The 25,496-nt window shown below is 63.3% G+C and carries 26 protein-coding genes, 1 tRNA gene and 1 pseudogene; 15 read left to right on the forward strand and 13 right to left on the reverse strand.

Annotation, left to right across the window (positions count from 1 at the left end; translation table 11 throughout):
• Positions 1 to 8 precede the first annotated feature (8 nt).
• The 9 genes and pseudogenes from radC (at position 9) to EN846_RS19215 (ending at position 7,768) form a co-directional block, all read left to right on the forward strand.
• Positions 9 to 779, forward strand: a complete 771-nt coding sequence (gene radC, locus EN846_RS19175) for a DNA repair protein RadC (RefSeq protein WP_127285548.1) — start codon at positions 9 to 11, stop codon at positions 777 to 779.
• 590 nt (positions 780 to 1,369) lie between these two features.
• Positions 1,370 to 1,576, forward strand: a pseudogene (locus EN846_RS19180) (JAB domain-containing protein); the annotation flags it as partial.
• A gap of 142 nt (positions 1,577 to 1,718) precedes the next feature.
• Positions 1,719 to 2,483 carry a TIGR01458 family HAD-type hydrolase gene (locus EN846_RS19185; protein WP_348630777.1) on the forward strand — a complete coding sequence of 255 codons (765 nt, stop codon included), beginning with the start codon at positions 1,719 to 1,721 and terminating at the stop codon, positions 2,481 to 2,483.
• Positions 2,484 to 2,637: 154 nt separating this feature from the next.
• On the forward strand, positions 2,638 to 3,510 hold the full coding sequence (locus tag EN846_RS19190) for a cytochrome c oxidase subunit II (protein WP_127284343.1): 873 nt from the start codon (positions 2,638 to 2,640) through the stop codon (positions 3,508 to 3,510).
• A 21-nt stretch (positions 3,511 to 3,531) separates the two neighbouring features.
• On the forward strand, positions 3,532 to 5,301 hold the full coding sequence (locus tag EN846_RS19195) for a cytochrome c oxidase subunit I (protein WP_127393225.1): 1,770 nt from the start codon (positions 3,532 to 3,534) through the stop codon (positions 5,299 to 5,301).
• A complete protein-coding gene (locus tag EN846_RS19200) occupies positions 5,298 to 6,002 on the forward strand; it encodes a cytochrome c oxidase subunit 3 (protein ID WP_127284345.1) in 705 nt (234 codons plus the stop codon). Before EN846_RS19195 ends, EN846_RS19200 begins: the two co-directional genes overlap by 4 nt.
• An 11-nt stretch (positions 6,003 to 6,013) precedes the next feature.
• Positions 6,014 to 6,736 (forward strand): heme-copper oxidase subunit III family protein, encoded by a 723-nt coding sequence (locus EN846_RS19205; protein WP_128346036.1) that lies wholly within the window; start codon positions 6,014 to 6,016, stop codon positions 6,734 to 6,736.
• Positions 6,737 to 6,762: 26 nt separating this feature from the next.
• Positions 6,763 to 7,161: a cytochrome C oxidase subunit IV family protein gene (locus EN846_RS19210; RefSeq protein WP_127392867.1), complete on the forward strand. Its 399-nt coding sequence runs from the start codon at positions 6,763 to 6,765 to the stop codon at positions 7,159 to 7,161.
• Between the two features lie 133 nt (positions 7,162 to 7,294).
• Complete coding sequence (locus tag EN846_RS19215) at positions 7,295 to 7,768, forward strand: aminoacyl-tRNA deacylase (RefSeq protein ID WP_127392866.1); 474 nt, start codon at positions 7,295 to 7,297, stop codon at positions 7,766 to 7,768.
• A gap of 58 nt (positions 7,769 to 7,826) precedes the next feature.
• Here the strand turns inward: EN846_RS19215 and EN846_RS19220 are convergent, their stop codons facing one another.
• The 4 genes from EN846_RS19220 to tig all read right to left on the reverse strand — a co-directional run bounded on the left by EN846_RS19220 (position 7,827) and on the right by tig (position 12,101).
• Positions 7,827 to 8,645, reverse strand: a complete 819-nt coding sequence (locus EN846_RS19220; protein ID WP_127284349.1) for a DUF2189 domain-containing protein — start codon at positions 8,643 to 8,645, stop codon at positions 7,827 to 7,829.
• Between the two features lie 346 nt (positions 8,646 to 8,991).
• Positions 8,992 to 9,921: a heme o synthase gene (locus EN846_RS19225; protein ID WP_127392865.1), complete on the reverse strand. Its 930-nt coding sequence runs from the start codon at positions 9,919 to 9,921 to the stop codon at positions 8,992 to 8,994.
• Positions 9,922 to 9,954: 33 nt separating this feature from the next.
• Positions 9,955 to 10,335, reverse strand: coding sequence for a cytochrome c family protein (locus tag EN846_RS19230; RefSeq protein WP_127284351.1), 381 nt, complete (start codon positions 10,333 to 10,335; stop codon positions 9,955 to 9,957).
• A 275-nt stretch (positions 10,336 to 10,610) separates the two neighbouring features.
• Positions 10,611 to 12,101: a trigger factor gene (gene tig, locus EN846_RS19235; RefSeq protein WP_127392868.1), complete on the reverse strand. Its 1,491-nt coding sequence runs from the start codon at positions 12,099 to 12,101 to the stop codon at positions 10,611 to 10,613.
• 341 nt (positions 12,102 to 12,442) lie between these two features.
• Here tig and EN846_RS19240 point away from each other — a divergent pair.
• Positions 12,443 to 12,525 (forward strand) — tRNA-Leu (locus EN846_RS19240).
• 32 nt (positions 12,526 to 12,557) lie between these two features.
• On the opposite strand, the gene EN846_RS19245 is transcribed toward EN846_RS19240, so the two are convergent.
• Genes EN846_RS19245 through EN846_RS19255 form a run of 3 tightly spaced genes read right to left on the reverse strand, consistent with a single transcriptional unit; the run spans position 12,558 to position 15,760 of the window.
• A complete protein-coding gene (locus EN846_RS19245; protein ID WP_127392864.1) occupies positions 12,558 to 14,006 on the reverse strand; it encodes an aromatic amino acid lyase in 1,449 nt (482 codons plus the stop codon).
• A gap of 54 nt (positions 14,007 to 14,060) precedes the next feature.
• Positions 14,061 to 14,645, reverse strand: coding sequence for a GDYXXLXY domain-containing protein (locus EN846_RS19250; RefSeq protein WP_127309821.1), 585 nt, complete (start codon positions 14,643 to 14,645; stop codon positions 14,061 to 14,063).
• Positions 14,642 to 15,760, reverse strand: a complete 1,119-nt coding sequence (locus EN846_RS19255; protein ID WP_128346034.1) for a DUF2157 domain-containing protein — start codon at positions 15,758 to 15,760, stop codon at positions 14,642 to 14,644. The genes EN846_RS19250 and EN846_RS19255 overlap by 4 nt, the downstream gene beginning before the upstream one ends.
• Positions 15,761 to 15,997: 237 nt before the next feature.
• Between EN846_RS19255 and EN846_RS19260 the strand changes: the two genes are divergently transcribed.
• The 4 genes from EN846_RS19260 to EN846_RS19275 all read left to right on the forward strand — a co-directional run bounded on the left by EN846_RS19260 (position 15,998) and on the right by EN846_RS19275 (position 18,631).
• On the forward strand, positions 15,998 to 16,138 hold the full coding sequence (locus tag EN846_RS19260) for a DUF1127 domain-containing protein (protein ID WP_006335194.1): 141 nt from the start codon (positions 15,998 to 16,000) through the stop codon (positions 16,136 to 16,138).
• A 51-nt stretch (positions 16,139 to 16,189) separates the two neighbouring features.
• Positions 16,190 to 16,330 (forward strand): DUF1127 domain-containing protein, encoded by a 141-nt coding sequence (locus EN846_RS19265; protein ID WP_127284355.1) that lies wholly within the window; start codon positions 16,190 to 16,192, stop codon positions 16,328 to 16,330.
• Between the two features lie 402 nt (positions 16,331 to 16,732).
• Entirely contained in the window at positions 16,733 to 18,142 is a 1,410-nt protein-coding gene (trmFO, locus tag EN846_RS19270) for a methylenetetrahydrofolate--tRNA-(uracil(54)-C(5))-methyltransferase (FADH(2)-oxidizing) TrmFO (RefSeq protein WP_127284356.1), read from the forward strand.
• Positions 18,143 to 18,145: 3 nt separating this feature from the next.
• Positions 18,146 to 18,631 carry a T6SS immunity protein Tdi1 domain-containing protein gene (locus EN846_RS19275; protein WP_127284357.1) on the forward strand — a complete coding sequence of 162 codons (486 nt, stop codon included), beginning with the start codon at positions 18,146 to 18,148 and terminating at the stop codon, positions 18,629 to 18,631.
• Between the two features lie 9 nt (positions 18,632 to 18,640).
• On the opposite strand, the gene EN846_RS19280 is transcribed toward EN846_RS19275, so the two are convergent.
• The 6 genes from EN846_RS19280 to yajC form a co-directional block, all read right to left on the reverse strand.
• On the reverse strand, positions 18,641 to 19,591 hold the full coding sequence (locus tag EN846_RS19280; RefSeq protein WP_187331288.1) for a sterol desaturase family protein: 951 nt from the start codon (positions 19,589 to 19,591) through the stop codon (positions 18,641 to 18,643).
• A complete protein-coding gene (locus EN846_RS19285; RefSeq protein WP_127392844.1) occupies positions 19,591 to 20,019 on the reverse strand; it encodes a hypothetical protein in 429 nt (142 codons plus the stop codon). Before EN846_RS19285 ends, EN846_RS19280 begins: the two co-directional genes overlap by 1 nt.
• Positions 20,020 to 20,100: 81 nt before the next feature.
• On the reverse strand, positions 20,101 to 20,919 hold the full coding sequence (locus tag EN846_RS19290; protein ID WP_127285297.1) for a phytoene/squalene synthase family protein: 819 nt from the start codon (positions 20,917 to 20,919) through the stop codon (positions 20,101 to 20,103).
• Between the two features lie 25 nt (positions 20,920 to 20,944).
• Complete coding sequence (locus EN846_RS19295) at positions 20,945 to 21,334, reverse strand: Mth938-like domain-containing protein (protein ID WP_127309816.1); 390 nt, start codon at positions 21,332 to 21,334, stop codon at positions 20,945 to 20,947.
• 10 nt (positions 21,335 to 21,344) lie between these two features.
• Positions 21,345 to 23,900 carry a protein translocase subunit SecDF gene (gene secDF, locus EN846_RS19300; RefSeq protein WP_127392845.1) on the reverse strand — a complete coding sequence of 852 codons (2,556 nt, stop codon included), beginning with the start codon at positions 23,898 to 23,900 and terminating at the stop codon, positions 21,345 to 21,347.
• A 52-nt stretch (positions 23,901 to 23,952) separates the two neighbouring features.
• The gene (gene yajC / locus EN846_RS19305; protein WP_041004168.1) at positions 23,953 to 24,291 is read right to left on the reverse strand and encodes a preprotein translocase subunit YajC; all 339 of its coding nucleotides are present in this window, start codon (positions 24,289 to 24,291) and stop codon (positions 23,953 to 23,955) included.
• A 274-nt stretch (positions 24,292 to 24,565) separates the two neighbouring features.
• On the opposite strand from yajC, the gene EN846_RS19310 reads away from it, so the two are divergent.
• The gene (locus EN846_RS19310; RefSeq protein ID WP_127392846.1) at positions 24,566 to 25,441 is read left to right on the forward strand and encodes an ATP-binding protein; all 876 of its coding nucleotides are present in this window, start codon (positions 24,566 to 24,568) and stop codon (positions 25,439 to 25,441) included.
• Positions 25,442 to 25,496: the final 55 nt, after the last annotated feature.

The following is a 25,496-nucleotide window of genomic DNA, read 5'->3' on the forward strand; positions in this document are numbered from 1 at the left end:
GCGGGTTCATGGGAAAAACCGGCGACGACGAGCGGGGATTTTTCTCCGAGCGGTGGATCGAACCGCCGGCCGGCAAAGCGGCGGCCGAAAAGAAGGCGACACCAGAACAGCCGCACTATCATGGCCATCGCGACCGTTTGCGCGAGCGTTTCACGGCCGCCGGTCCCGACGCCCTCCCCGACTACGAGCTTCTCGAACTGCTGCTCTTCCGGCTGATCCCGCGCGTCGACACCAAGCCGATCGCCAAGGCCTTGCTGGCCCGCTTCGGCACCTTCGCCGAAGTGCTCGGCGCGCCGGTTGCGCTGCTGCAGGAAGTCAAGGGCATCGGCCCTTCGGTGGCGGTCGACCTGAAGGTGATCGCCGCGGCGGCGCAGCGCATGGCGCGCGGCGAGGTGCGCGGCCGCGAAATCGTCGCGAACTGGACGCAGCTTCTCGACTATTGCCGGTCAGTCATGGCCTTCGAGAACCGCGAGCAGTTCCGCGTGCTCTTCCTCGACAAGAAGAACGGGCTGATTGCCGACGAGGTGCAGCAGGTCGGCACCGTCGACCACACGCCGGTCTATCCGCGCGAGGTGGTCAAGCGCGCGCTGGAACTCTCGGCCAGCGCCATCATCCTGGTTCATAACCACCCCTCCGGAGATCCGACGCCGTCGCGCGCGGACATCGAGATGACCAAGCAGATCATCGACACCGCCAAACCGCTCGGCATCGCCGTCCACGACCACCTCATCATCGGCAGGAACGGCAACGCGAGCATGAAGGGGCTGCTGTTGATTTAAGGCTGGAGGCCGGCATCAGCGCGCGCGTACAAGCCTATTGGCGCCCCCCCGAAACACTGCGCCCGAAATCAGCTGAAGGATTTTGAATTTGTCAAGCATGCTACGAGAGGACCGCTCACCATTGCGAATCACGGTCACTCGACGGCGAGATGCATAAATATTTTAGGTACCACTAGATCTATCTTGCGATAAAATCATGCCATTAATAATTTCATATATTATCACCAATGGGTGCATAGTTAGATGATCGGAAGGAAAATCTTCTCTGTATATAGATTTCATACAAGTCGCGTACACCCCCAGAAGCTCGTATAAATCATCATCTTCAATAGAAGATCTAGGGAGACCTTTGCGAGTCCTGGCGGCACTATAACTATAAAGCTCTATCAGACCATTAATCGCGCTGGAGAGATATCTTCGATCGAGCGCCATTTCATTTCTGGAGGCTAGAGTATCCAGATGGCTCATTAAGGGCCTAAATAGCTCAGTGCCTTGATCGGGGGTATTCATTGCTTCCACCCATCCCACGGCTTTGGTCCCAATCCCAAACCTTGAAGCCAGCCCTCTGGGTAGTCAATACCGCCACAATCATTGTCAAGCGCGCGCTGGAGCTTTCGGCCAGCGCCATCATCCTGGTCCACAACCACCCCTCCGGCGATCCGACGCCGTCGCGCGCGGACATCGAGATGACCAAGCAGATCATCGACACCGCAAAGCCGCTCGGCATCGCCGTCCACGACCACCTCATCATCGGCAGGAAAGGCAATGCGAGTATGAAGGGGTTGCTGCTGATCTGAGCTCGGTGTCGATCTCCGCCCCGCGCCGGCGACATGGCTCGACGAAGGCACAAGTAGCAGGACAGCTCTTCGCCGCAACCTCGTTCCTTTCGCATTTGACGCATAGCGGACTCCTCGTCATGCTGGGGTGATGACAAGGGGCGTGCTGTTGGACCTTGCAGGCGTCATCTATGATGGCGGGACCGCCATACCGGGCGGCGTCGACGCTGTCGCTCGATTGCGCCGGGCTGGCCTTTCCATACGCTTCGTCAGCAACACCACGCGCTCGTCGAAGCAACGGGTTCTCGACCATCTCGCGGCGATTGGCCTGATCGCGGCCAAGGCGGACGTCTTCACGCCGGCGCAGGCGGCGCGGGAATGGCTGCTTCGCAACGGCCGCGCGCCGTATCTGCTGGTCCACCCCGGTCTCGAGCCGGACTTTCACGAACTGCCAAGTCGCGACAAGCGCGCCGTCATCATCGGCGATGCCGGCGAGACCTTGACCTATGCGGTGCTGAACGACGCCTTCCGCGAATTGACCGCGGGGGCCGAACTGCTGGCTCTCGCCACCAACCGGACATTTCGCGATGCCGATGGCGGGCTCAGCCTCGATGCGGGACCGTTCGTGGCGGCGCTGGAATTTGCCTCGCTGAAACGCGCCACCGTTCTCGGCAAGCCGTCACCGGCATTCTTTCTCTCGGCGCTGGCTTCGATGAACTGCCCGCCGGAACAGGCGATCATGGTCGGCGACGACGCCGAGGCCGACATAGCCGGCGCGCTCCGCGCCGGACTTTCGGGTGCCCTGCTGGTGCGCACCGGCAAATATCGCCGCGGCGACGAGAAGCGGTTCGATCCGCCGCCGACCGCAACCGTCGCCGATCTCGCGGCGGCGGCCGACTGGATCATCGCGCGCTCCGGCCCGGGCTGAAATCGAGGCTCCGCGACCGCGGGACTCGCAAGTTTGCCCACATATATATCCCACCCATAGTCGGCTCTGGAATTTCAACCGCAAATCACGCTATGATGATCTTGGCACTCGCCGGGACGGCTCCGCGCCCCCTCGATTGCCGGGAGGACGGGACATGGCCATTGCGCTTGTACTCGTTTTGGTTGTTGTGGGCTCGGTGCTGTTTCACTTCCTGAGCCCATGGTGGTGGACGCCGATTGCCTCGAACTGGGACTATATCGACCACACCATCATCATAACCTTCTGGATCACCGGCGTCGTCTTCGCCGCCGTGGTGCTTTTCATGGCCTATTGCGTGTTCCGCTTCCGTCACCGGGAGGGCAGCCGCGCCGCCTATGAACCGGAGAACAAGCGCCTCGAATGGTGGCTGACGGTCATCACCGGGGTCGGCGTCACCGCCCTTCTGGTGCCCGGCCTGTTCGTCTGGAGCCGCTTCGTCAATGTCCCGAGCGACGCGACCGAGGTCGAAGTCATCGGCCAGCAATGGCAATGGAGTTTCCGCTTGCCCGGCAAGGACGGCAAGCTCGGCACCTCGGACACCCGCGACATCACGGCTGAAAATCCGCTCGGCGTCATCCCAGGCGATCCCAACGGCCAGGACGATGTTGTGGTCGAGGCCGCCGATCTGCATCTGCCGATCGGCAAGCCGGTCAAGATGGTGCTGCGCTCGGTCGACGTGCTGCACGATTTCTACATACCGGAGTTCCGCGCCAAGATGGACATGATCCCGGGCTCGGTCACCTATTTCTGGTTCACGCCTACCAGGACCGGAACCTTCCAGGTCCTGTGCGCGGAACTCTGCGGCCAGGGCCACCCGCTGATGCACGGCGTGGTCATGGTCGACACCGAACAGGACTATCTGGCCTGGCTGGGCCAGCAGCAGACTTTCGCGCAACTGTCGGCGCCCCAGAAGACGGGCTCGGCCGACCAGGCGACGGCGTCTGGTCTGAACGTTGCGGCAAAGCTCGAAACTGTCGAGGCTCGCTGAACAGGGCACGGAGGTGCCGCCATGGTCGATATCACGCCTGCAGATGCCGTCCCGCCCGCCGAAGTCGCGGAAATGGAGCTCTACCATCCGCACAGTTGGTGGACGAAATACGTCTTCTCGCAGGACGCCAAGGTCATCGCCATCCAGTATTCGGCGACGGCAACGGCGATCGGCTTCGTCGCGCTCAGCCTGTCCTGGCTGATGCGGCTGCAGCTCGGCTTCCCTGGGACCTTCGACTTCATCACCCCCGAGGCCTATTACCAGTTCATCACCATGCACGGCATGATCATGGTGATCTACCTGCTCACTGCGCTCTTCCTCGGCGGCTTCGGCAACTACCTGATCCCGCTGATGGTCGGCGCGCGCGACATGGTCTTTCCCTATGTCAACATGCTGAGCTACTGGATCTACCTGCTCGCCGTGCTGGTTCTGGTGTCGAGCTTCTTTGCGCCCGGCGGACCGACCGGCGCCGGCTGGACGCTCTACCCGCCGCAGGCCATCATGACCGGCACGCCCGGCGGCCAGGACTGGGGCATCATCCTGATGCTCGCTTCCCTCATCCTGTTCATCATCGGCTTCACCATGGGCGGCCTGAACTATGTCGTGACGGTGCTGCAGGCGCGCACCCGCGGCATGACGATGATGCGCCTGCCGCTCACCGTCTGGGGCATCTTCACCGCCACCGTGATGGCGCTGCTCGCCTTTCCCGCGCTGTTCGTCGCCTGCGTCATGATGCTGCTCGACCGCGTGCTCGGCACCTCCTTCTTCATGCCGGCGATCGTCGAGATGGGTGAACAGTTGCAGCACAATGGCGGCAGCCCGATCCTGTTCCAGCATCTGTTCTGGTTCTTCGGTCACCCCGAGGTCTACATCGTCGCGCTGCCGGCCTTCGGCATCGTCTCCGACCTGATCAGCACCCATGCGCGCAAGAACATCTTCGGCTATCGCATGATGGTCTGGGCCATCGTCGGCATCGGCGCGCTGAGCTTCGTGGTCTGGGCGCACCACATGTATGTCAGCGGCATGCATCCCTATTTCGGTTTCTTCTTCGCCACCACCACCCTGATCATCGCCATCCCGACCGCCATCAAGGTCTATAACTGGGTGCTGACGCTGTGGCGCGGCGACATCCATCTCACCATACCGATGCTGTTCGCGCTCGCCTTCATCGTCACCTTCGTCAATGGTGGGCTGACCGGCCTGTTCCTCGGCAACGTCGTCGTCGACGTGCCGCTGTCGGACACCATGTTCGTCGTCGCCCATTTCCACATGGTCATGGGCGTCGCCCCGATCCTGGTGATCCTCGGCGCGATCTACCACTGGTATCCGAAAGTCACCGGCCGCATGCTCGACGAGACGCTCGGCCGGTTCCATTTCTGGGTGACCTTCCTTGGCGCCTATCTGATCTTCTTCCCCATGCACTATCTCGGTCTGATCGGCATTCCACGGCGCTACGCGGAGCTGACCGACATGACGATCATGACGGAGTCGGCCCATCATCTGAATTCGTTCATATCGATCATGGCCTTCATCGTCGGCTTCGCCCAGATGGTGTTCCTGTTCAACCTGATCTGGAGCATCCGCCATGGCCGCGAGGCCGGCGGCAATCCATGGCGGGCGACGACGCTGGAATGGCAGACGCCGCAGACGCCGCCGGCTCACGGCAATTTTGGCAAGGACCTGCCGATCGTCTATCGCTGGGCTTATGACTACAGCGTGCCGGGCGCCAAGGAGGACTTCATTCCGCAGAACGTGCCGGGCAATTTCGGCCTCTCCAAGGAGCCGGCATGAGCGTCATCCTGGTCTTCCTGGCTGTGATTGCCGGCTTTGCCGGCTGGTGGCTTTCGCACCAGCGGCTGACCGCCAAGCCGTGGCTGGAGCAAGGCCTGGCCGGCGATTTCGTCGGCCTCGACCGGTCGGCCTTGCCCACCGCCAAGATCGGGCTCGGTGTCTTCCTCGCCGTGGTCGGCTGCCTGTTCTCGCTGTTCACCAGCGCCTATTTCATGCGCATGGGCCTGTCGGACTGGCGGCCGCTGCCTTTGCCGCGCCTGCTCTGGCTGAACACCGGCGTGCTCGTGCTGAGCAGCATCGCGCTGCAATGCGCCGTGGTCGCCGCGCGCAAGGGCCAGATCGACAATGTCCGGCTCGGCCTTGCCACGGCCGGTTTCACTTCTTTCGCCTTCCTGATCGGACAGTTAATGGCGTGGCGGCAATTGACCGAGGACGGCTACCTGCTGGCTGCCAACCCGGCCAACAGCTTCTTCTATCTGATCACCGGAATGCATGGTCTGCACATACTGGGCGGCCTGATCGGTCTCGGCAGGACCAGCGTCGGCGCCTGGAACGGCGCGCGGCCTGAGCGGCTGCGCCTCGGCGTCGAACTCTGCGCCATGTACTGGCATTTCTTGCTTTTCGTCTGGCTCTGCATCTTCGCCCTTCTGGCCGGCTGGGCCGCCACATTCATCGACATTTGCCGTGGGCTGCTGACCTGAGGAGGCAGGGTATGTCCGAGACGACTCTGACGCATAGCGGCCAAACGGCCCCAAGGCCGGCCGGCTTGAAAGGCATTGCCGCCGACTGGGCCTCGGACCAGCGCGCGTTCAAGAACGTGTCCTGGGGCAAGGCCATGATGTGGATCTTCCTGCTCAGCGACACCTTCATCTTCGGCTGCTTCCTGCTCTCCTACATGACCGCGCGCATATCGACGCGCGTGCCGTGGCCGAACCCGAGCGAGGTCTTTGCGCTGCGCATCGGCGGCCAGGAGATCCCCCTGATCCTGATCGCCATCATGACCTTCGTGCTGATCTCGAGCAGCGGCACCATGGCCATGGCGGTCAATTTCGGCTACCGCCACGACCGCCGCAAGACCGCGATCCTGATGCTTTTGACGGCGGCGCTCGGTGCGACCTTCGTCGGCATGCAGGCCTTCGAATGGACCAAGCTGATCAGCGAGGGCGTGCGGCCCTGGGGCAACCCATGGGGCGCCGCGCAGTTCGGTTCGTGTTTCTTCATGATCACCGGTTTCCACGGCACGCATGTGACCATCGGCGTGATCTTCCTGATCATCGTGGCGCACAAGGTCTGGCGTGGCGACTACGATGTCGGACGGCCCGGCTTCTTCACCAGCCGCAGGGGCCGCTACGAGAACGTTGAGATCATGGGCCTCTACTGGCACTTCGTCGACCTGGTCTGGGTCTTCATTTTCGCCTTCTTCTATCTTTGGTGAGAGGCAGGCTTTGGTGAGAGGAAGCTATGGCTGAAGCAACCGCAAACGGCCTCGGGCAACACGCACTGCACGGCGACCACGCGCATGATGCTGCGACGGTCGCCGTGGCCGAGGCGCATCAGGAACATCCGATCAAGCTCTATCTGGTGGTCTGGGTGTGGCTGTTCATCCTCAGCACCTGCTCCTACCTGGTCGACTATTTCGGTCTGCACGGCTATCTCAGATGGTCGTTGATCCTGATCTTCATGATGCTCAAGGCCGGGCTGATCGTCGCTGTCTTCATGCACATGGCCTGGGAAAGGCTGGCGCTGGCCTATGCGATCATCCTGCCGCCGATATTGGTGCTGGTGTTCACGATGATGATGGTCTTCGAGTCCGACTATACGCTCTTCACCCGCATCACGTTTTTCGGTGCCGGACCCTGACGCTCAGCCAGAGTTGCTGGACGGCCGCCTCGCCTTGAAACAATGGATGGCTGAGCCATCTTTGTCGGCATCGGAAACGGTGGGAGACCGCCGTCATTTCAATGCGTCACAACTCAAGATAAGAGGCGCCAAAATGACGATCGCGAACAAACTCAAGCATTTCATCGATGGCAAGGGAGTTTTCTACGACACCGTCGAGCATCACCGCACTTCTACCAGCCGGCAATCGGCCATAGCCGCCCATGTGCCGGGCAGCATCATGGCCAAATCGGTGGTCGTTCACCATGAGCTCGGCTATGCGCTGGCCGTGGTCCCGAGCACCCACAGGATCGAGCTCGGCACCTTGCAAAGCATCATGGACAAGCGGCTCGGGCTCGCTTCCGAAGACGAGGTGGTCTCGCTCTTCGGCGATTGCGATGTCGGCGCCGTCCCGCCGATCGGCGCCGCCTATGACGTGCCGGTGATCCTCGACGAAAGCCTCGGCGCCGCCGACGACGTCTATTTCGAGGGCGGCGACCACAGGACGCTCGTGCATGTCAGCGGCAAGGACTTTCGCAACCTGACCACGGATGCGCGCCAGGCCCGCTTCAGCCATCCGGCCTACTGAGAAATCGAGAGAACTACCGAGAGATCGGGGCCGCGCCGAAACGGCGCGGCCCCAAAGCTCAACCTGCCGGCTTGGCCGAAGGCGGCGGTTCCACCACCTTGCGGTAGACATGCCAAGTGGCATGGCCGAGGATCGGCAGCACCACCGCCAGCCCGGCGAACACCGGGATCGAGCCGATGATCAGCGCGACGGCGACGATCAGCCCCCAGACCGCCATGACGACCGGGTTCGCCATCACCACGCGCACGGAGGTGTGGATGGCTTCGTAGGCGCCGACATCGCGGTCGAGCAGCAGCGGGAAGGCGACCACTGTGGTGCACAACACCACCACGGCAAAGACGAAGCCGATGGCGTGACCAAGCACGATCAGCGTCCAGCCGCGTCCGGTGGCGAATATCTCATTGATGAAGCCGGACAGCGATGCAGGCGGCGCCGGGCCGAAAAGCTGCACGTAGAATGCCTGGGCGGTCAAAAGCCAGGCGATGAAGATCGCAAACAGCATGATCCCGACGGCGGCGATCGACGGCAGGGCGGGAGAGTTCTTGACCTCGAAGGCATGGCTCCAGGAGGCATCGATACCGGCCTCCCGTCGGCGGCTGATCTCATAGAGGCCGATTGCCGCGAACGGGCCGAGCAGCGCGAAGCCGGAGACCAGCGGGAACAGCAGCGGCAACGCATTGGCGCCCGATGTCCAGGCGGCGAGAACCACGCCCACCAGCGGATAGATCAGGCAGAGGAACACGATATGCGAGGGCTTGACCATGAAATCGTCGACGCCGCGTCTGAGCGCGTCGAAAAGATCGGAAACGCCGATTTTTCGAATTCTTGTATGCTCCAGCGTTTCGCTGGCACCTGCAATCACGTGAAAGCTCGCCATGAACCATTCCTCCAGATCAGGTCCGGCAAGGTCGCGGTTTCATGGTGCGATCGATCTGCGTGATTGGTCACGCCAACCGCGACCTGCACCGCAATCACCATACTCTCTTGCGCGGGACTTGTCGCCCTTTGTCGGCTAGGGTTCCTGCGGTCGTCAGCCATAAGCTGGTTCAAAAACACCTTTTTCGCTATTCTCTGCCGGGTCGAAGGTGAAGGTGATGGACACGCGGACGCTTCTCATACTCGGCTTCGGGATACTCATTCTGCTGCTGCTGGGGTTTTTCGCGCTGCCGGCGTGACGTCGCCGGCAGTCATCCCCGCCGGCGACTGAGGCTCATGCCATCGGTTCAGAATGAACCGACCGCGCGCGCGACAATGGTATCGGCGAGCAGCGTGGCGAAGATCGCGAAGAGATAGGCGATCGAAAAGGCAAACAGCGCCTTCGCCGGCCTCATCTCCTTGTCGGGCGCGGCCAGCACCTTCCAGGCATGCCAGATGAAGCCGACGCCCAACGTGGCTGCGACTGCCCCGTAGAAGCCGCTGGCGAAACCGAAGGGCCAGGGCAGCACGCCGATCGGCGCCAGGATGAGCGCATAGGCGAAGATCTGCCTGCGGGTCGACGCCTCGCCCGCCACGTTCGGCATCATCGGAATGCCGGCGGCGGCGTAGTCGCCGACCTTGAACAAGGCCAGCGCCCAGAAGTGCGGCGGCGTCCACAGGAAGATGATCAGGAACAGGATGGAGCTTTCGATCCCGACGGCGCCGGTGGCCGCCGCCCAGCCGATGACTGGCGGAAGCGCCCCCGCCGCGCCGCCTATGACGATGTTCTGCGGCGTCGAGCGCTTCAGCCACATGGTGTAGATGACGACGTAGAAGAAGATGGTGAAGGCAAGCAGCGACGCGGCGAGCCAGCCGACCAGCACGCCGAGCGTCATCACCGAAAGCGCCGAAAGCACCAGGCCGAAACCGAGCGCCTCGCCAGGGCTGACACGGCCCGACGGCACCGGCCGCTTTGCGGTGCGCGACATCAGTGCGTCGATATCGGCGTCGTACCACATGTTGAGCGCGCCGGCCGCCCCTGCCCCGATGGCGATCGCCGCTATCGCAATCACCGCGATGACCGGGTTCATCGCGCCGGGCGCCGTCATCAGGCCGACGAAAGCGGTGAAGACGGCAAGCGCCATGACGCGCGGCTTGAGCAGTGCGAAGAAATCGGCGGCCGTCGCTTCCGAGAGGCGAATGCCGGTGTCCTCGAGGCGGCTTTCCCTAGTCGACATTGCAGGCGACCACCGATGGAGGCAGGAGAATGACTATTGCGAGAATTGCTTAAGATAAGCGATGACGTTGGCCACGTCCTGGTCATTCTTGAGACCGGCAAACGCCATCTTGGTCCCTTTGACCATGGCCTTGGGATCGTGAAGGTAGGTCGTCAGAGTCGGCTCGTCCCATTTGACGCCGGACTTGCCGGCATCGATCATCGCCTGGGAGTAGGTGAAATCAGGGTGCGTGCCCGCCGTGCGGCCAATTACGCCATGCAATGACGGGCCGATCTTGTTCTTGTCCTCGTCCGCGATGTGGCAGACCTTGCATTTGACGAAGACCTTCTCACCCGCCGCGGCGTCCTGCGCCTGCGAGGGATGCGCGGTGAAGGCTGTTACGGACATGGCTGCAATAAATGCGATGGCGCGCATATGGCACTTCCTCCCTGGTCGTCATCCTTGCCTTTGACGATTTACGCAGCCGCTCACGTCGGCTTGCGCCCCTAGATGGCAAGTACGGAATATCCGCACTGCCGCAGTGGAATTGCGGCACCTACATACCACGGATTCCAGCCGGCGGATAGAAAAAGCCAGAGATTGCGAAGGTTTAGAGCGCGCGCTGAGAGCGGGTCGGCGCACCGACCAGACAGCCACAACGAAAAAGGCCGCCCGAGGGCGGCCTTTCACGATTGAACAAAGTGCACCGGTTACTCGGCGTCCTTGGCCGCCTTCTTCTTCGGCGCGGCCTTCTTCTTGGGCTCTTCGGCGTCGTCGCCGGCCTTGGCTTCACTTGCCTTGGCTTCTGCCTTCTTCGACGCGGCCTTCTTCGCCGGCTTTGCCTTGGTCGCGGTCTCGCCCTCTTCGTCGTCGGCCATCAGCTCTTCCTTGCTGACCTTGACGTCGGTGACCGAAATCTGGCCGAGCAGATGGTCGACCACCTTCTCCTCGAACATCGGCGCCCGCAGCGTGTTCAGCGCATCCGGATTGCTGCGGTAGAATTCGAAGGCTTCCTGCTGCTGGTTGGCCGGGAAGCGGCGAACCTGCTCGAACAGGCCGCGCTGCAGCTCCTCGTCCGAAACGGTGACGCCCGCCTTCTCGCCGATCTCGGCGAGCACCAGACCGAGGCGCACGCGGCGTTCGGCCAGGCGCATATATTCGGCGCGCGCCTCTTCCTCCGTCGTCTCTTCGTCGGCGAAAGTGCGGCCGGCGGCTTCCAGATCGCGATTGACCTGGCTCCAGATGTTGTTGAACTCGGCCTCGACGAGCTTCGAGGGCGCCTCGAACGCGTAGGACGCGTCGAGCTGGTCGAGCAGCTGGCGCTTGACCTTCTGGCGCGTCATCGAGCCGAACTGGTTCTCGATCTGGCCGCGCACGATCTCGCGCAGGCGCTCCAGCGATTCCAGGCCAAGGTTCTTGGCGGTCTCGTCGTTGATCTCCAGTTCGCCGGGCTTCGCCACTTCCTTGACGGTGACGTCGAAAGTGGCTTCCTTGCCGGCCAGATGCGCTGCCTGGTAGTTCTCCGGGAAGGTGACGGTCACCTGCTTTTCATCGCCGGCCTTGGCGCCGATCAGCTGGTCCTCGAAGCCCGGGATGAACTCCTTGGAGCCGAGCACCAGCGGCTGGTCGTTGCCGGCGCCGCCGGAGAACGCCTCGCCGCCGATCTTGCCGACATAGTCGATCGTCACGCGGTCGCCCACGGCGGCCTTGCCGGTCTTCGGCTCATAGCTGCGCGCCGATTCGGCGATGCGCTTGACCTGGTCGTCGATTTCCGTGTCCGGCACGTCGAACACCTGGCGCGTCACCTTGATGTCGGAAAAGTCCTTGATCTCGATCGCCGGGATGATCTCGTAGTTGAGACGGAACTCGAAATCGGCGCCGCCGGCCAGGATCTTCTCGGCCTCTTTCTCGTCCTCGGTCATGATCACTTCAGGCTGCATGGCGGCCTTCTCGCCGCGCCCGGAGATGATCGAACGGGTCGAATCGTTGAGGATCTCGTTGACCACTTCGGCCATGAACGACTTGCCGTAGACCTTGCGCAGGTGCTGCACCGGTACCTTGCCGGGACGGAAGCCGTTGATACGGACCTTGTTGCGGGCATCCGTCAGCCGCGCCATCAGCTTGGCTTCCATGTCACCGGCCGGCACGGTGATCTTGATCTCGCGCTTGAGACCGGAATTGAGCGTTTCGGTGACCTGCATCATAAAACCTTTGTTCTCACCCATGAGGCTGCCAGGCGGTTCATGCCGCTTACAGCCTGCCGGTATAATCTTGCCGGGAATGGCTTTTGGTACGGAAGCTGGCGGCTTGACCGCTAAAGCGGCTCAAATCCTTCCAAACTGCGTTCCAAGATGTGAATAAGTCTTTGTTTTTCCTACTTCTTATCACATTCTGCAGAAGCGGATCGTCGCGTCCCGTCACATTCGACACGCCTTTTGTCACAGGCCGGCCTAATTTTCAACCATCTTCGCATTGTGGCGAATGACAGCCATTTGGGCTGCGACATTGACAGAATGATGGCTACATGGGATTGCCGGGCGGCGCGGGTATGGCGGAACTGGTAGACGCACCAGATTTAGGTTCTGGCGAGCAATCGTGGGGGTTCGAGTCCCTCTACCCGCACCATCCGCTTCGGCTGACAGACCGAGGCGCCGCGGCTATGCCTCGAAGACCTTGCCGGTAAACCATTCGCTCAATCTCGCCAGTTCCGGCCCCAGCACGCGGTCATCCCTGACCGGCGGCACGATGGCCCTGATGTCGGCAACGAAGGGCCGAAGCGCCGGCGGCGCCTCGCGCCCGGTGACGTAAAGCGCCTGCGAGGCGATCATCGCCAACATCGCCATCGCCGCGTCCAGGCAGCGGCCGGCGGTCGCCTCCTTCGTCCAGGCGAGGAACGCCGTCGTCGCGACATCGTCCTGGCCGGCGCCGGCAGATTCCGTGCCCGGGATGAAGGTGCGTTGCGCCGCAAGCTTCGCCTGTTCCAGATAGCCGGTGATCGCCATCGGCACGTAGCCGACATTGCCGTGGCCGTCGCTGTCGGCCCAATGCCGGTCGGCCATCAGCAGATCGGGAAGCAGCGAGACCTTGCCGTTCAGCAGCTTCGAGGCATGGCGGTCGCAGAGCAGGCAGATGTCGGCCCAGATCGCCGCCAGATCGTCGAGCGCCGGCGTCGCCATCGCATTGTGATAACCGCCGGTGCTGATGCAGCGCCCGAGCGGATGCGCCTCGTCCGGCGGGACGTAGACCGGATTGTCCGAGATCGACGCCAGCGACACGGTCGCCGCCCGTTCCGCGCCGGACAGCGCGCGATGCGCCTGTCCCAGCACGCGCGGCACGATGCGGTAGCTGACGGGCGCCTGATAGTTGCGCCGCCCGTCGCCGGCGCCGACGAGATACTCCCTCAGGCCTTGCAGCGCCGCCGCCTCGTGCTCGTCGCCCCAAAGCCCGTCGAGCGCGGCGTCGTAATGTTCGAGCGGAGCGCGAAACGCCTCGATCGATAGCGCGAACACCTTGTGCGCCATTTGAATGCGCCCACGCGCGGCGAGGGCGGCGTCGGCGACCAGCGCCGCCGCGCAGGGCGAGCCGTTGATCAGCGATCCCCGCTCCTTGACCTCCAGGTCGAAGCGCGTCGAAAGCGCGGCGAATAGCGGATAGAGAGCCAGGATCTCGCCGGCGCCCCCCTGGCCCTGCGACGGCACGATCGGCATCGGCCCGCCGTCCAGCATGGCAGCGACAGCTTCAGCGATGCGCGGCGAGGTGGCGGCGTTGCCCTCGATGAAATTCGTGAGGCGGGCAAGCACGATCGCCCTGACCACGCGCTCCGGCAGCGGCTCGCCGAACGAAGTGGCGGCCGCGAACGCCTTGATGCGCGCGTGGCGGTCCCGTTCGTCACGCTCGAGCTTCCGGCTCGCCAGTTCGCCCATCGCGGTGGTGACGCCGTAGATGATCGGCGCGGGGTCGGTTTCGATCAAGCGCAGGAACGATGCGCGACATGAGGCAATCCGCTGCATGGCCTTGTCGCTGATCCGCACCGGCTCCTTGCGCCAGGCGACACGAAAAACAGTGTCGAGGTTGATGTCGCCCCGCGCCGTCAGCTCAATCGTCATGCTTCACACAGTTCGGAGGAGATCATCAGGGTCACGCCGGGTGGCAATGCGGAGCTAGTAGAGCGGCTCCTCGAACAGCGTCTTGTCGCCGTCCATCAGCGCCTTGATCTGCGGGGTGCCGTCGCCGGCGATGGCAACACGGACGGCGAACGGCCGCACCCGCATGTCGTTCTGGATCGCCATGCCCTCGCCTTCCGGCAGATAGAAGCGCTCGATGCCGTAGTCCGGAGTGATCGATGCGCCCTCTTCGCGCAGGCCCCAACCGTCGTTGATATGTCCGACGATATCGGCTTCGTCCGCGGCGGCCGGCGCTGGCGCCGCGCCAAACCAGGCCGTTGTCGGTTGCCAGTAGCCGTCTGCGCCCTTTTTCAGCCGGACCACGATCGAGGTGTCGTCGCTCACGAGTTTGTCGGCCGGGATGTTGGCTATCAGCTTTACCGGGATGCGCGATATCTCGTAGCCCAGGAAAATATAGTCGCCGCGCAAGAGGTCGCGTGGATCGATCGGCTCGACCTTCAAAAGCACCTGCTTGCCGTCGCGCAGGATCGCCGCCCGCCCGGCGATGATCCAGCCGAGGAAGCCGATCTGGACGAGCGCCAGCAGCAGCGCCGAGATGATCAGTCTTTTGCCGGTCATCATGCAAGGGCTCCTTCGCTGCGCGGCGTGTTCATGCGCTTTTCGACGCGGATGATGACCAGCGCCATTGTGCCGAGCAGCAGCGCGGCGGCCAGGAAGAAGCCGGCGGTGCCGAGCATCGACTGCAGCATCACCACGTAGATGATGGCGAGCTCGAAGGCGAAGCCGGCATAGGCGACCCAGCGCAGACCCCTGCTCTCGCGGCCGCCCAGCATGATCGCAACGACGATGGCGGCGAGCGCCACCGCCGAGGCAATGGCGAAGGCGCCATTGTAGCTCGCCTCGTCGGCCAGTTCGAACTGGACCATCGCCATGCCGGTGAGGAAGCCGATCAGCGCGTGCAGGGGCAGACGGCCGCCGAGTTGCACGATCCTGTCGACCGGCTCGGCGGCGAAGACCGCGGCTGCAAAAAGCAGCGCCGAAACGAGCGCCAGCGGAACCGACACCTGCAGCGTGTTGTGATCCATCGACAGCAGCACGAGATAGAACAGGACCGACAGGATGATCAGGTGCCGCGCCGCCTGGCTGCGGGTCCAGAACGAAATCGCGAACAGCACCAGCACAATGGCCGGGAAGAGATGGGGAAATTCCGAGCGCCGGAAAAAGCCGCCCCATTTGAGGAGCAGCCAGGCGTCGGCGATGCCGACGGAAACGACAGTGAGCGGGTTCGAGCGTAGCGCGACCGCTGCCAGCGCCGTGCCGGCGCCCCACGTGAGCAGCGCCGAGGCCTCGTCGCCGGTCAGATGATACATCTGGCCGATCAGCGCGATCGATCCGCCGAAGGCCGCCGCCGCCACGATCCACAGCGCCTCGCCTATGGCCGCGTGGTCGCGTGTCTTCAGCACCGCGCCACCGACATAACCAGCCAGGATGGCGGTGAACAGCGCCGCGACGCGGACCAGGCGCGGAATGGCTTCCCAGTTGGCTGCGACGAAGATCAGGATCGCGGCGCCGAACAGCAGCGCCGCCATCATCGCCAGGATCGACCCGAAGCTCAGCGACTTGCGCTCGTTGGCCTCGATATCGCGCACCAGCGCCTCGGCCGTCGGCGCGTCGATCAGGCCGGTCTGCCGCCATCGGGCGATGTCTGACCTGACCCGCGAAGCATAGCTCGCCATTTTCTTTTCCCCCTGCCCTCGGTCTTTTATTCAGCCCACCCGGTCAAACCGTTGACGCTACGGCATTTTCCGATTCGGGTTTCTTTATGTCGAAGCCGTGAACGCGCGTTAATGTTGCATTGCACAATTTGCATTGCTGCCATGCGCCAATGGCACTTTTAAATCGATATGACCCCACCTATTTTCTGTTCGTACACAAACGGAATGATCCGAACGAAAGACGAAACGAGCACTACCATGAACCTGATCCGCAACTACCGCAACTGGCGCCGCTACCGGGACACCGTCTCCGAGCTGAGCCGCCTGTCGAACCGTGAACTGACCGACCTCGGCATCAGCCGCAGCGACATCCACTACGTCGCTCGCAAGGCGGTCTAATCCTCTTCGGACCGCGAATGGTCCGAACCAGTTTTGAAGAAGAGAACGACAATGAACCTGATCCGCAACTATCGTAACTGGCGCGTTTATCGCGATACGGTTACCGAGCTGGGTCGTCTGTCGAATCGCCAGCTCCATGATCTCGGCATCGTCCGTGACGAGATCAAGATGATCGCCCGCAAGGCGGTCTAAGTACAAGAATTTCGCCAGGGTCGACCTCCTCCCCGACCCTGACGGATACGGCCAACCCTTACCTCCTCCCAAGGGTTGACCACTGAAACGGCGCCCGCCGGACCTCCTCCCCCGGCGGGCGTTGTTCCCGAAGCGAACGCAGTTCGTCTTCCAAAGGTTTCGCCCCTTTTCAAACGGCGAAAGGAATTTCGTCAGAGCCGACCTCCTCCCCGGCGATGACGAATACGGTCGATCTTCACCTCCTCCCGAGGATCGACCCCCAAAACGACACCCGCCGGACCTCCTCCCCCGGCGGGTGTTGTGTTTCTGAGGCCGGCTTTGCCGCACTTCGGCCCGCCATCGGCCCTTTCCAGTCCTTCGCGCCAATTGCAATCGCAGCGACAAGCGATTATTCCGGCGCCCATGAGCAAAAATCCCGTTCACGTCATCGGCGGCGGCCTCGCCGGCTCCGAAGCCGCCTGGCAGATCGCTGAGGCCGGCGTTCCGGTCGTGCTGCATGAGATGCGGCCCGTCCGCGGCACCGATGCGCACAAGACCGATGGCCTGGCCGAGCTCGTCTGTTCCAACTCCTTCCGTTCCGACGATGCCGAAACCAACGCGGTCGGCCTGCTCCATGCCGAGATGCGGCTTGCCGGCTCGCTGATCATGAGCGCCGGCGACGCGCACCAGGTGCCGGCCGGCGGCGCGCTGGCCGTCGACCGAGACGGGTTTTCCGAGGCGGTGACCCGAAAGATCGAGGCGCACCCGCTGATCACCATCGAGCGCGAGGAAGTGCCGGGCCTGCCGCCGGCGGACTGGGATGAGGCGATCATCGCCACCGGTCCGCTGACCGCGCCTTCGCTTGCCCAGTCGATCGCGCAGGCGACCGGCGCCGATGCGCTCGCCTTCTTCGATGCGATCGCGCCGATCGTGCATTTCGACACGATCGACATGAACACCTGCTGGTTCCAGTCGCGCTACGACAAGGTCGGCCCCGGCGGCACCGGCAAGGACTACATCAACTGCCCGATGGACAAGGACCAGTATCTCGCCTTCGTCCAGGCGCTGGTCGACGGCCAGAAGACCGAGTTCAAAGAATGGGAAGGCACGCCCTATTTCGACGGTTGCCTGCCGATCGAGGTGATGGCCGAGCGTGGCGTCGAGACGCTGCGCCACGGACCGATGAAGCCGATGGGGCTGACCAACGTCCACAATCCATCGGTGAAGGCGTATGCCGTCGTCCAGCTGCGCCAGGACAATGCACTGGGCACGCTCTACAATATGGTCGGCTTCCAGACCAAGCTGAAGCATGCCGAGCAGGTGCGCGTGTTCCGCACCATTCCAGGCTTGGAAAACGCCGACTTTGCCCGCCTCGGCGGCCTGCACCGCAACACCTACATCAACTCGCCGACGCTGCTCGATGCCTCGCTGCAGCTGAAGTCACGGCCGGGCCTGCGCTTTGCCGGCCAGATCACCGGCTGCGAGGGCTATGTCGAGAGCGCCGCGATCGGCCTGCTCGCCGGCCGTTTCGCCGCTGCCGAAAGGCTCGGCCATCAGGCCGCGCCGCCGCCACTCACCACCGCCTTCGGCGCGCTGCTCAACCACATTACCGGCGGCCACATCGTCTCCGACGACGAGCCCGGTAAACGCTCCTTCCAGCCGATGAACGTCAATTTCGGCCTGTTCCCGCCGGTCGAGGCACCGAAGTCCGACGGCAAGCGGCTGCGAGGCAAGGACAAGATCGTCGCCAAGCGGCGCGCCATCACGGCGCGCGCGCTGGCCGATTGCAGGCAATGGCTGGGGTTGCCCGTGCGGGCCGAAGCGGCGGAGTAATCGGTGACTGACGTCATCTGGCAGGACATCGCGTTCCAATTTGAGCCAGATGTCGCGCATACGGTAGCGAAAGCGTGGTCGTGGCTTTTGCCAGAGCCTTGGACCCCACTTGTCTGCTCAATGGTGGGAGGCATGTTTGTCGAGCGACCCAACAATGAGGTTCATTGGCTAGACACCGGAACCGGTTTGGTCGAGCGGGTGGCTCGCAATCGGACACTTTTTGATGAGATGATCCGAATCTCTCATGATCTCGTTGACGAGTGGTTCCTGCCACCGCTTGTGGGACGCCTTCATGCCGCGGGCAAGAAGCCTAAGGTGGGAGAATGCTACGGCTTTACCATCTTGCCAGTCTTCGCCAAGGGCAAATTCGACGTCGAGAACATGTTCGTAGTTCCAGTCAGCGAGCAGTTCATCGGCATGGCCGAGGTTCATCGCCAGATTAACGAATTGCCCGACGGCTCACCGGTGCGGATCAAGGTCGTCGATTAGGCTGGTAAGCTACTCCGCCGGCTCAGCGGCCGCACTAGGCAACCCGGGCTTCCCCGCCTCTCCCGGATTCCTCCGCACGTAAGCTGCCTTCAGCGTCTCCGACGTGTCGCGCGAACCATCATGGCTCCAGCCCGGCGGCTGGATGAGATAGTTGAATCGTTGGCGCAGGGAGAGACCCGGCATCAGCGCGTCCTTGAACATGCCGATCCATTCGTGGAAGGCCACTTTCAGCGGGTTGAAGGTGCCGATGTTCTTGACGATGCCGTAGCGCGGCCGGTCCTCCTCCAGTTCCTCGACGAACGTGCCGAACATCCGGTCCCAGATGATCAGCGTGCCGGCATAGTTGGCGTCCAGATAGCGCGGATTGGTGGCGTGGTGGACGCGGTGATGCGAGGGCGTGTTGAAGATGAACTCGAACCAGTCCCACATCTTGCCGATCGCCTCGGTGTGAATCCAGAACTGCCAGACCAGGTTGAAGCCGAAGGTGAAGGCGATCACCGCCGGATGGAAGCCGAGCAGCACCAGCGGCGCCTGCAGCACGAACATGAAGGTGAAAAGCCCGGTCCAGCTTTGCCTCAGCGCCGTCGAGAGATTGTAGTGCTGGCTGGAATGGTGATTGACATGCTCGGCCCACACCCAGCGCACCCGGTGCGCGATGCGGTGGTAGACATAGTAGCGCAAATCGTCGAGCAGGAAGGCGGCGAGGAACACCCAGACCGACAGGCCGAGATTGAAGAAGCGGAACTGCCAAAGCCAAAGCAGCGCCCAGTAGGACACAACACCGAGCAGCAGCCCTGCAACGACGTTGCCGGTGCCCATCATCAGGCTGGTCAGCGTGTCGCGCGTCTCGAACGATCCCCTGGCGCGGCCTGTGCGCACCAGCCAGAGCTCGATCAGGATGGCGGCGACGAAGAACGGGATGGCGAGCTGGGTGACCTGCGGAAAATTGTAGTCGTCCATCACGCGGCCTCCCGGGTCCGATCATGGTCCTGCAATGCAGCCGCCACAGCTTTGGCGTCGGCCTCATCGGCAAAGGCGAACCGGCCGCCCTGCCAGGTGAAGTCGTTTGGCCTGATGGAGATCGAAAGCTGATCGTCGACGGTCAGGGCCAAGATGTCGCGCGGCGTGACGATGCGCGTCAGGAAGCAATCGCCGATGCTGCTGACGATGCCGGCGCGCGCCGGCCCGAGTTCGAGGAATGCCGCCCGGCGGTCCGCCGTCAGACGCACCGCCGCCGGCTTTTCATCGGGAAAATCCTCGGCAAAACGCTGCAGCGCCTGATCCGTGCCGGCAAGCGTCGCGGTCGTGGTGCCGCCAGTGAAATGCACGGCCGCGACCGACAGCGCGATGCCGAACACGACAAGGGCGACCAGCACGGGCAGGCTCATGGAATGGCATCTCCTCCGGCGGCTTGCGCTTCTTCGACGCGAGTCCGACCGGCAGAACACCTAGCACGATTGACGTTTACGTCAAATGGCCGGCCAGCCTTTCGAGGCGCGACGCAGCAGCAGCCAGTGCCGGCGCAAAGCCGAAAGCCGCGCAGCGCCATCGAGCGGCGAGCGCCCTTCCATCTTGCCGAGATAGGCGCGCGTCAGCACCAGCGGCAGGAAGGCCGGGCGCAGCGAAGCCGGCAGCGCGGCGGCGCCGCGCTCGAAAGCACTGAGATGCTCGCGCGCCAGCGCGATCACCGCCGCCACCGCGCGCTGCGCGCCGGGGCCGCCGTCCGCTTTGACGAACTCTTCCGATGAAGAGCCAGCCGCCGCAAGGATATCCGCCGGCACGAAGCATTGGCCGCGTCGACGATGCAGCGGCAACAGCAGCAGAAGGCCCGTGATCGCCTGGGCGCAGCCCGCCCTCCCAGCCAATTCGGCGAAGCGCGGCGCCTCCTGGGGATCGAGCACCATTGCCGCAAGCTGTATGAGCGCAGCGGCGGTCTCGCCGCAATAGCCTTCGAGGTCGGTGCGCGACGGCATCGCGTCGTCATAGAGATCGAAGATGCGCGCTTCGAGCATGTTGTCGAAGGCCGGCTTCGGCAGGCGGTTGGCCGCTATCGTCGCCCTCAGCGCATCGGCGATCGGATGGCCGGTCTCCGCATCGTTCTCTGCCGCGATGACATCGCGCCACCATTGCAGCCGTACCTCGCCGGGCAACGGCTCGTGGATACGGTCGCGAACGGACGCGATCTCTGCATTGAAGGCATAGAGCGAAAACAGCGCGTCGCGCTTGTCGGCGGGCGCGTAGAGCGCGCTGAGATAACGGTCATGGTCGGAAGCGCGCACCGCATCCATGACGATGTTGGCGGTATCGGCCACGTCAGTCGACGGCAATCAGCGCCGCGGCCACGGCGCGGTCTTCGGCGAGCAGGACATTGTAGGTCCGCACCGCCGCGCCGGTCGACATCGGATCGGCGGCGATGCCGGCTTCCTTCAATGCCGCGCGCAGCGCCGCAGGCAGCGGCCGCAGATCCTTGCCGGTGCCGACCAGCACGATCTCGACCTTGCCGGCCTCGGCGAGCAGCTTGCTGAAGTCCGCCACCGTCAACGCCAGCGGATCGGCCGGCTCCCAGCCATGGATGCCGGACGGCAGGCAGAGCAGCGAGCCGCGATGCGACATATCGGCGAAGCGGAAGCCGCCATTGCCATAGGCCTCGATCGGCGCCCGGCCGGGGAAATGCGCCTCGCGGATGACGATGCCCTTGGCCACGGCCGCGGCGTCAGGTCGCCACGGCCTTGCCGTTCACCGGCTTCTCCTCGTCGGCGGACGTGGCCTGCGGCCGCAACTTGAACAGGATCAGCAGCGGCGCGGCGATGAAGATCGACGAATAGGTGCCGAACACCACGCCGAACAGCATCGCCATGGTGAACGAGCGGATCACCTCGCCGCCGAACAGCACCAGCGCGAGCAGCGCCAGGATCGTCGTCACCGAGGTCAGCGTCGTTCTCGACAGCGTCTCGTTGATGGCGTTGTTCAACAGCTGCGGCAGCGGCATCTTCTTGTATTTCCGAAGATCCTCGCGGACGCGGTCGTAGACGACGATGGTGTCGTTCAGCGAATAGCCGATGATGGTCAGGATTGCCGCCAGCGACGACTGGTTGAATTCCAGTCCGGTGATGACGAAGAAGCCGATGGTCATCACCACGTCGTGCACGGTCGCGATGATGGCGCCGACCGCGAACTGCCATTCGAAGCGGAACCAGACATAGACCAGGATGCCGAGCAGCGCGATCAGCATGGCGATCGTGCCCTGCTTGGCGAGCTCGCCCGAAACCGTCGGTCCCACCACTTCGACGCGGCGGAAATCATACTGGTCCTGCAGCTCGCCGCGCACCTTGTCGATGACGGTCTGCTCGGCGTTCTCGCCACCCTCCTGGGTGCCGACGCGGATCAGCACGTCGTTCGGCTCGCCGAACTGCTGCACCTGCACTTCGCCGATGTTGAGTTCCGTCAGCCTGCCGCGGATGTCGGCGAGATCGGCATTGCCGCTCTTGGACTGCACCTCGATCAGCGAGCCGCCCTTGAAGTCGATGCCGTAGTTGATGTCGACGGTCATGAACAGCACGACAGACAGGATCGACAGCAGGCTGGAGAGCGCGAATGTCCAGCGGCGGATGCCCATGAACGGGATCTTCGTGCCGGGCGGAATGAAGGTCACCGGAGCGCGCGGCAGTTCCTTCGGCCGCGCGCGGCGCAGCCAGATCGACACCAGCAGCCGGGTGAAGGTGAAGGCGGTGAAGACCGTGGTCAGGATGCCGATGGCATAGGTGATGGCAAAGCCCTTCACCGGCCCGGTGCCGAGATAGAACAGCACCACGGTCGCGATCAGCGACGTCACGTTGGAATCGACGATGGTCGCCAGCGCCTTGGTAAAGCCGGTGTCGATCGCCTGGATGACCGAGCGGCCGGCCCGCCGCTCCTCTCGGATGCGCTCATAGATCAGCACGTTGGAGTCCACCGCCATGCCGATGGTCAGCACGATACCCGCGATACCAGGCAGGGTCAGCGTCGCGCCAAGCAGCGACAACAGCCCGACGATCATCGCCACATGCACCGCAAGCGCGATGTTGGCCAGGAAGCCGAGGAAGCCGTAGGCGACGAACATGAAGGCGACCACGAGGATCGAGCCGATGATGCCGGCGACCTTGCCGGCATGAATGGAGTCCTGCCCCAGGCCCGGACCCACCGTGCGCTCCTCGATCACCGTCAGCGTCGCCGGCAGCGCGCCGGCGCGCAGCAGCACGGCGAGGTCGTTGGCGCTCTGGGCGGTGAAATTGCCGGAGATCTGGCCGGTGCCGCCGAGGATCGGCTCGCGGATCTGCGGCGCCGAGATCACCTGGTTGTCGAGGATGATGGCAAACAGCTTGCCGACATTTTGCGCCGTCGCCTGGCCGAAGCGGGTGGCGCCCTTGGAATCGAAGCGGAAGGAAACGACCGGCTCGTTGTTCTGCGAATTGTAGGTCGCCTGCGCATCGACCAGGTTCTCGCCCGACACGATGACGCGGTTCTCGATCAGATAGGGTACCGGCGGATCGTCCTGCGAATAGAGGATCGAGGAGCCTGCCGGCGGACGGCCGTTGAGCGCGTCCTGGACCGGCATCGACTGGTCGACCATCTGGAACGTCAGCTTGGCGGTCTGGCCGAGGATTTCCTTCAATCTTTGCGGATCCTGCAGGCCGGGCACCTGGACCAGGATGCGGTCGTCGCCCTGCCGCTGCACGATCGGCTCGGTCGTGCCGAGCTCGTTGACGCGCCGCTCGACGACCTCGATCGACTGCGTCAGCGCCGTCGAGGTGCGGTATTTGATGCCCGCGTCGGTCACCGTGAACTTGAGCAGGCCGGGCTCGGAATCGTCCAGCGTCATCTCCTGGACGGATCCGCCGGTGAAGAGACCCGCCGCCACCGGGTCGGTCAGCGGCTTCAGCACCTTCTTGGCGGCGTCAAGCTGGCTGGGATCGGTGATGCGGACCTGCACCGTGCGGCCCGATCCGGAAAGGCCGGTGTAATTGATCTTGGGGTTGGCGTCGCGCAGCAGCGTCCTGATCTCGTCGCGCGAGGTCTCCAGCCGATCCTTGATCAGGTCGTTCTGGTTCATCTGAAGCAGGATGTGCGAACCGCCCTGCAGGTCGAGGCCGAGCGTCATCTGCCGCTTCGGCACCCAGCTGGGCAATTGCGCCAACGTGCTGGCGGGGAAGAGATTGGGCGCGGCGAGGACCACGGTGGCGGCCACGGCCAGCCAGATCAGGATCATCTTCAGGCGCGAAAAATAGAGCATTCGTTCTTATCCGTTCAGGCGTACAAGCGGCAGCGTTCCGCCTTCAATTCGGTTATTTCTTGGCGTTCTGGTTCGCCACCGGCTCGCCCTTGACGCGCACGTCCGAGATCGTCGAGCGCAGCGCCGTCACCTTGGTGCCGCCGCCGAGGTCGATCTCCAGTTCGTTGTCGTCGATCACCTTGGTCACCTTGCCGACGAAACCGCCGCCGGTCACGACCGTATCGCCACGCCGCACTGCCGAGAGCATTTCCTGGCGCTTCTTCAGCTGCGCGCGCTGCGGCCGGATGATCAGAAAATACATGATCACGAAAATCAGGACAAACGGCAAAATGCTGATGAACATGTCTGGCGAGGCGCCGACGCCCTGGGCGTATGCCGGTGTAACGAACATCAAGAAACTCCTGAATGGTGAAAAACCGCCACAAGGCGGCCCCGCGAAATTTGGCCGGAATATAGTCGGTAAAGTTGCCAATGCAACTGCGCCGCCGGGCGAATCCGCTGCTTTTCCGGCCGGTTGGCGCGTGTTAGAGCATGATCGCCGAATGCCGGGTGCGGTCTGCGGAAAAGAGCATGCTCCGGCAAAAGGTTGGAAGCGGTTCTTATGCCGCCGCGAAAGAGCGGATTTCCGCCTGCCCGATCCCGAACGCCAGATCAAAAGACAAGACATGACCGACAGCACCCTCGACGCCCTGAACCAGAAGCTCGACCGCCTGATCGAAGCGGTCACCCGGCTTGCCCCGCCGCCGGTGCCGCAAACAGACCTTGCCGGGGCCGATTGCTTCGTCTGGCAGGCCGATCCCGGCTATCTGGAGCCGGTGCGCAAGGTCAACCGCGTCGACATCGGGCTGATCCGCGGCGTCGATCGCGTCCGAGACATCCTTGTCGACAACACCGAGCGCTTCGCCGCGGGCTTTGCCGCCAACAACGTGCTGTTGTGGGGTGCGCGCGGCATGGGCAAATCGTCGCTGGTCAAGGCGGTGCACGCAGCGGTCAATGCCTCCGACAAGCTCGATCGGCCGCTCAAGCTGATCGAGATCCACCGCGAGGACATCGACACGCTGCCCAAGCTGATGGGATTGCTCAAGGCCGCCCCCTTCCGCTTCATCCTGTTTTGCGACGACCTCTCCTTCGACCAGGACGACACGTCCTACAAGTCGCTGAAGGCGGCACTTGAAGGCGGCGTCGAAGGCCGTCCGGCCAATGTCATCTTCTACGCCACCTCGAACCGGCGGCATCTGTTGCCGCGCGACATGATCGACAATGAGCGCTCGACCGCCATCAATCCCTCTGAAGCGGTCGAGGAGAAGGTCTCGCTGTCCGACCGTTTCGGCCTCTGGCTCGGCTTCCACAAATGCTCGCAGGACGAATATCTCGACATGATCGACGGCTATGTCCGCCATCACGGCCTGGCCATCGACCCCGAGACGCTGCGCGCCGAGGCGCTGGAATGGGCGACGACGCGCGGCAGCCGCTCCGGCCGCGTCGCCTGGCAGTTCACACAGGATCTGGCGGGACGTCTCGGCAAGCCGCTGACGGACTGATAGCTGTCATCCGAAAGCAGGCGCACATGAGGCCTGCTGACGTTACGACCAAGCG

The organism is Mesorhizobium sp. M4B.F.Ca.ET.203.01.1.1 (assembly GCF_004791025.1).
Taxonomy (GTDB): Bacteria; Pseudomonadota; Alphaproteobacteria; order Rhizobiales; family Rhizobiaceae; genus Mesorhizobium; species Mesorhizobium abyssinicae.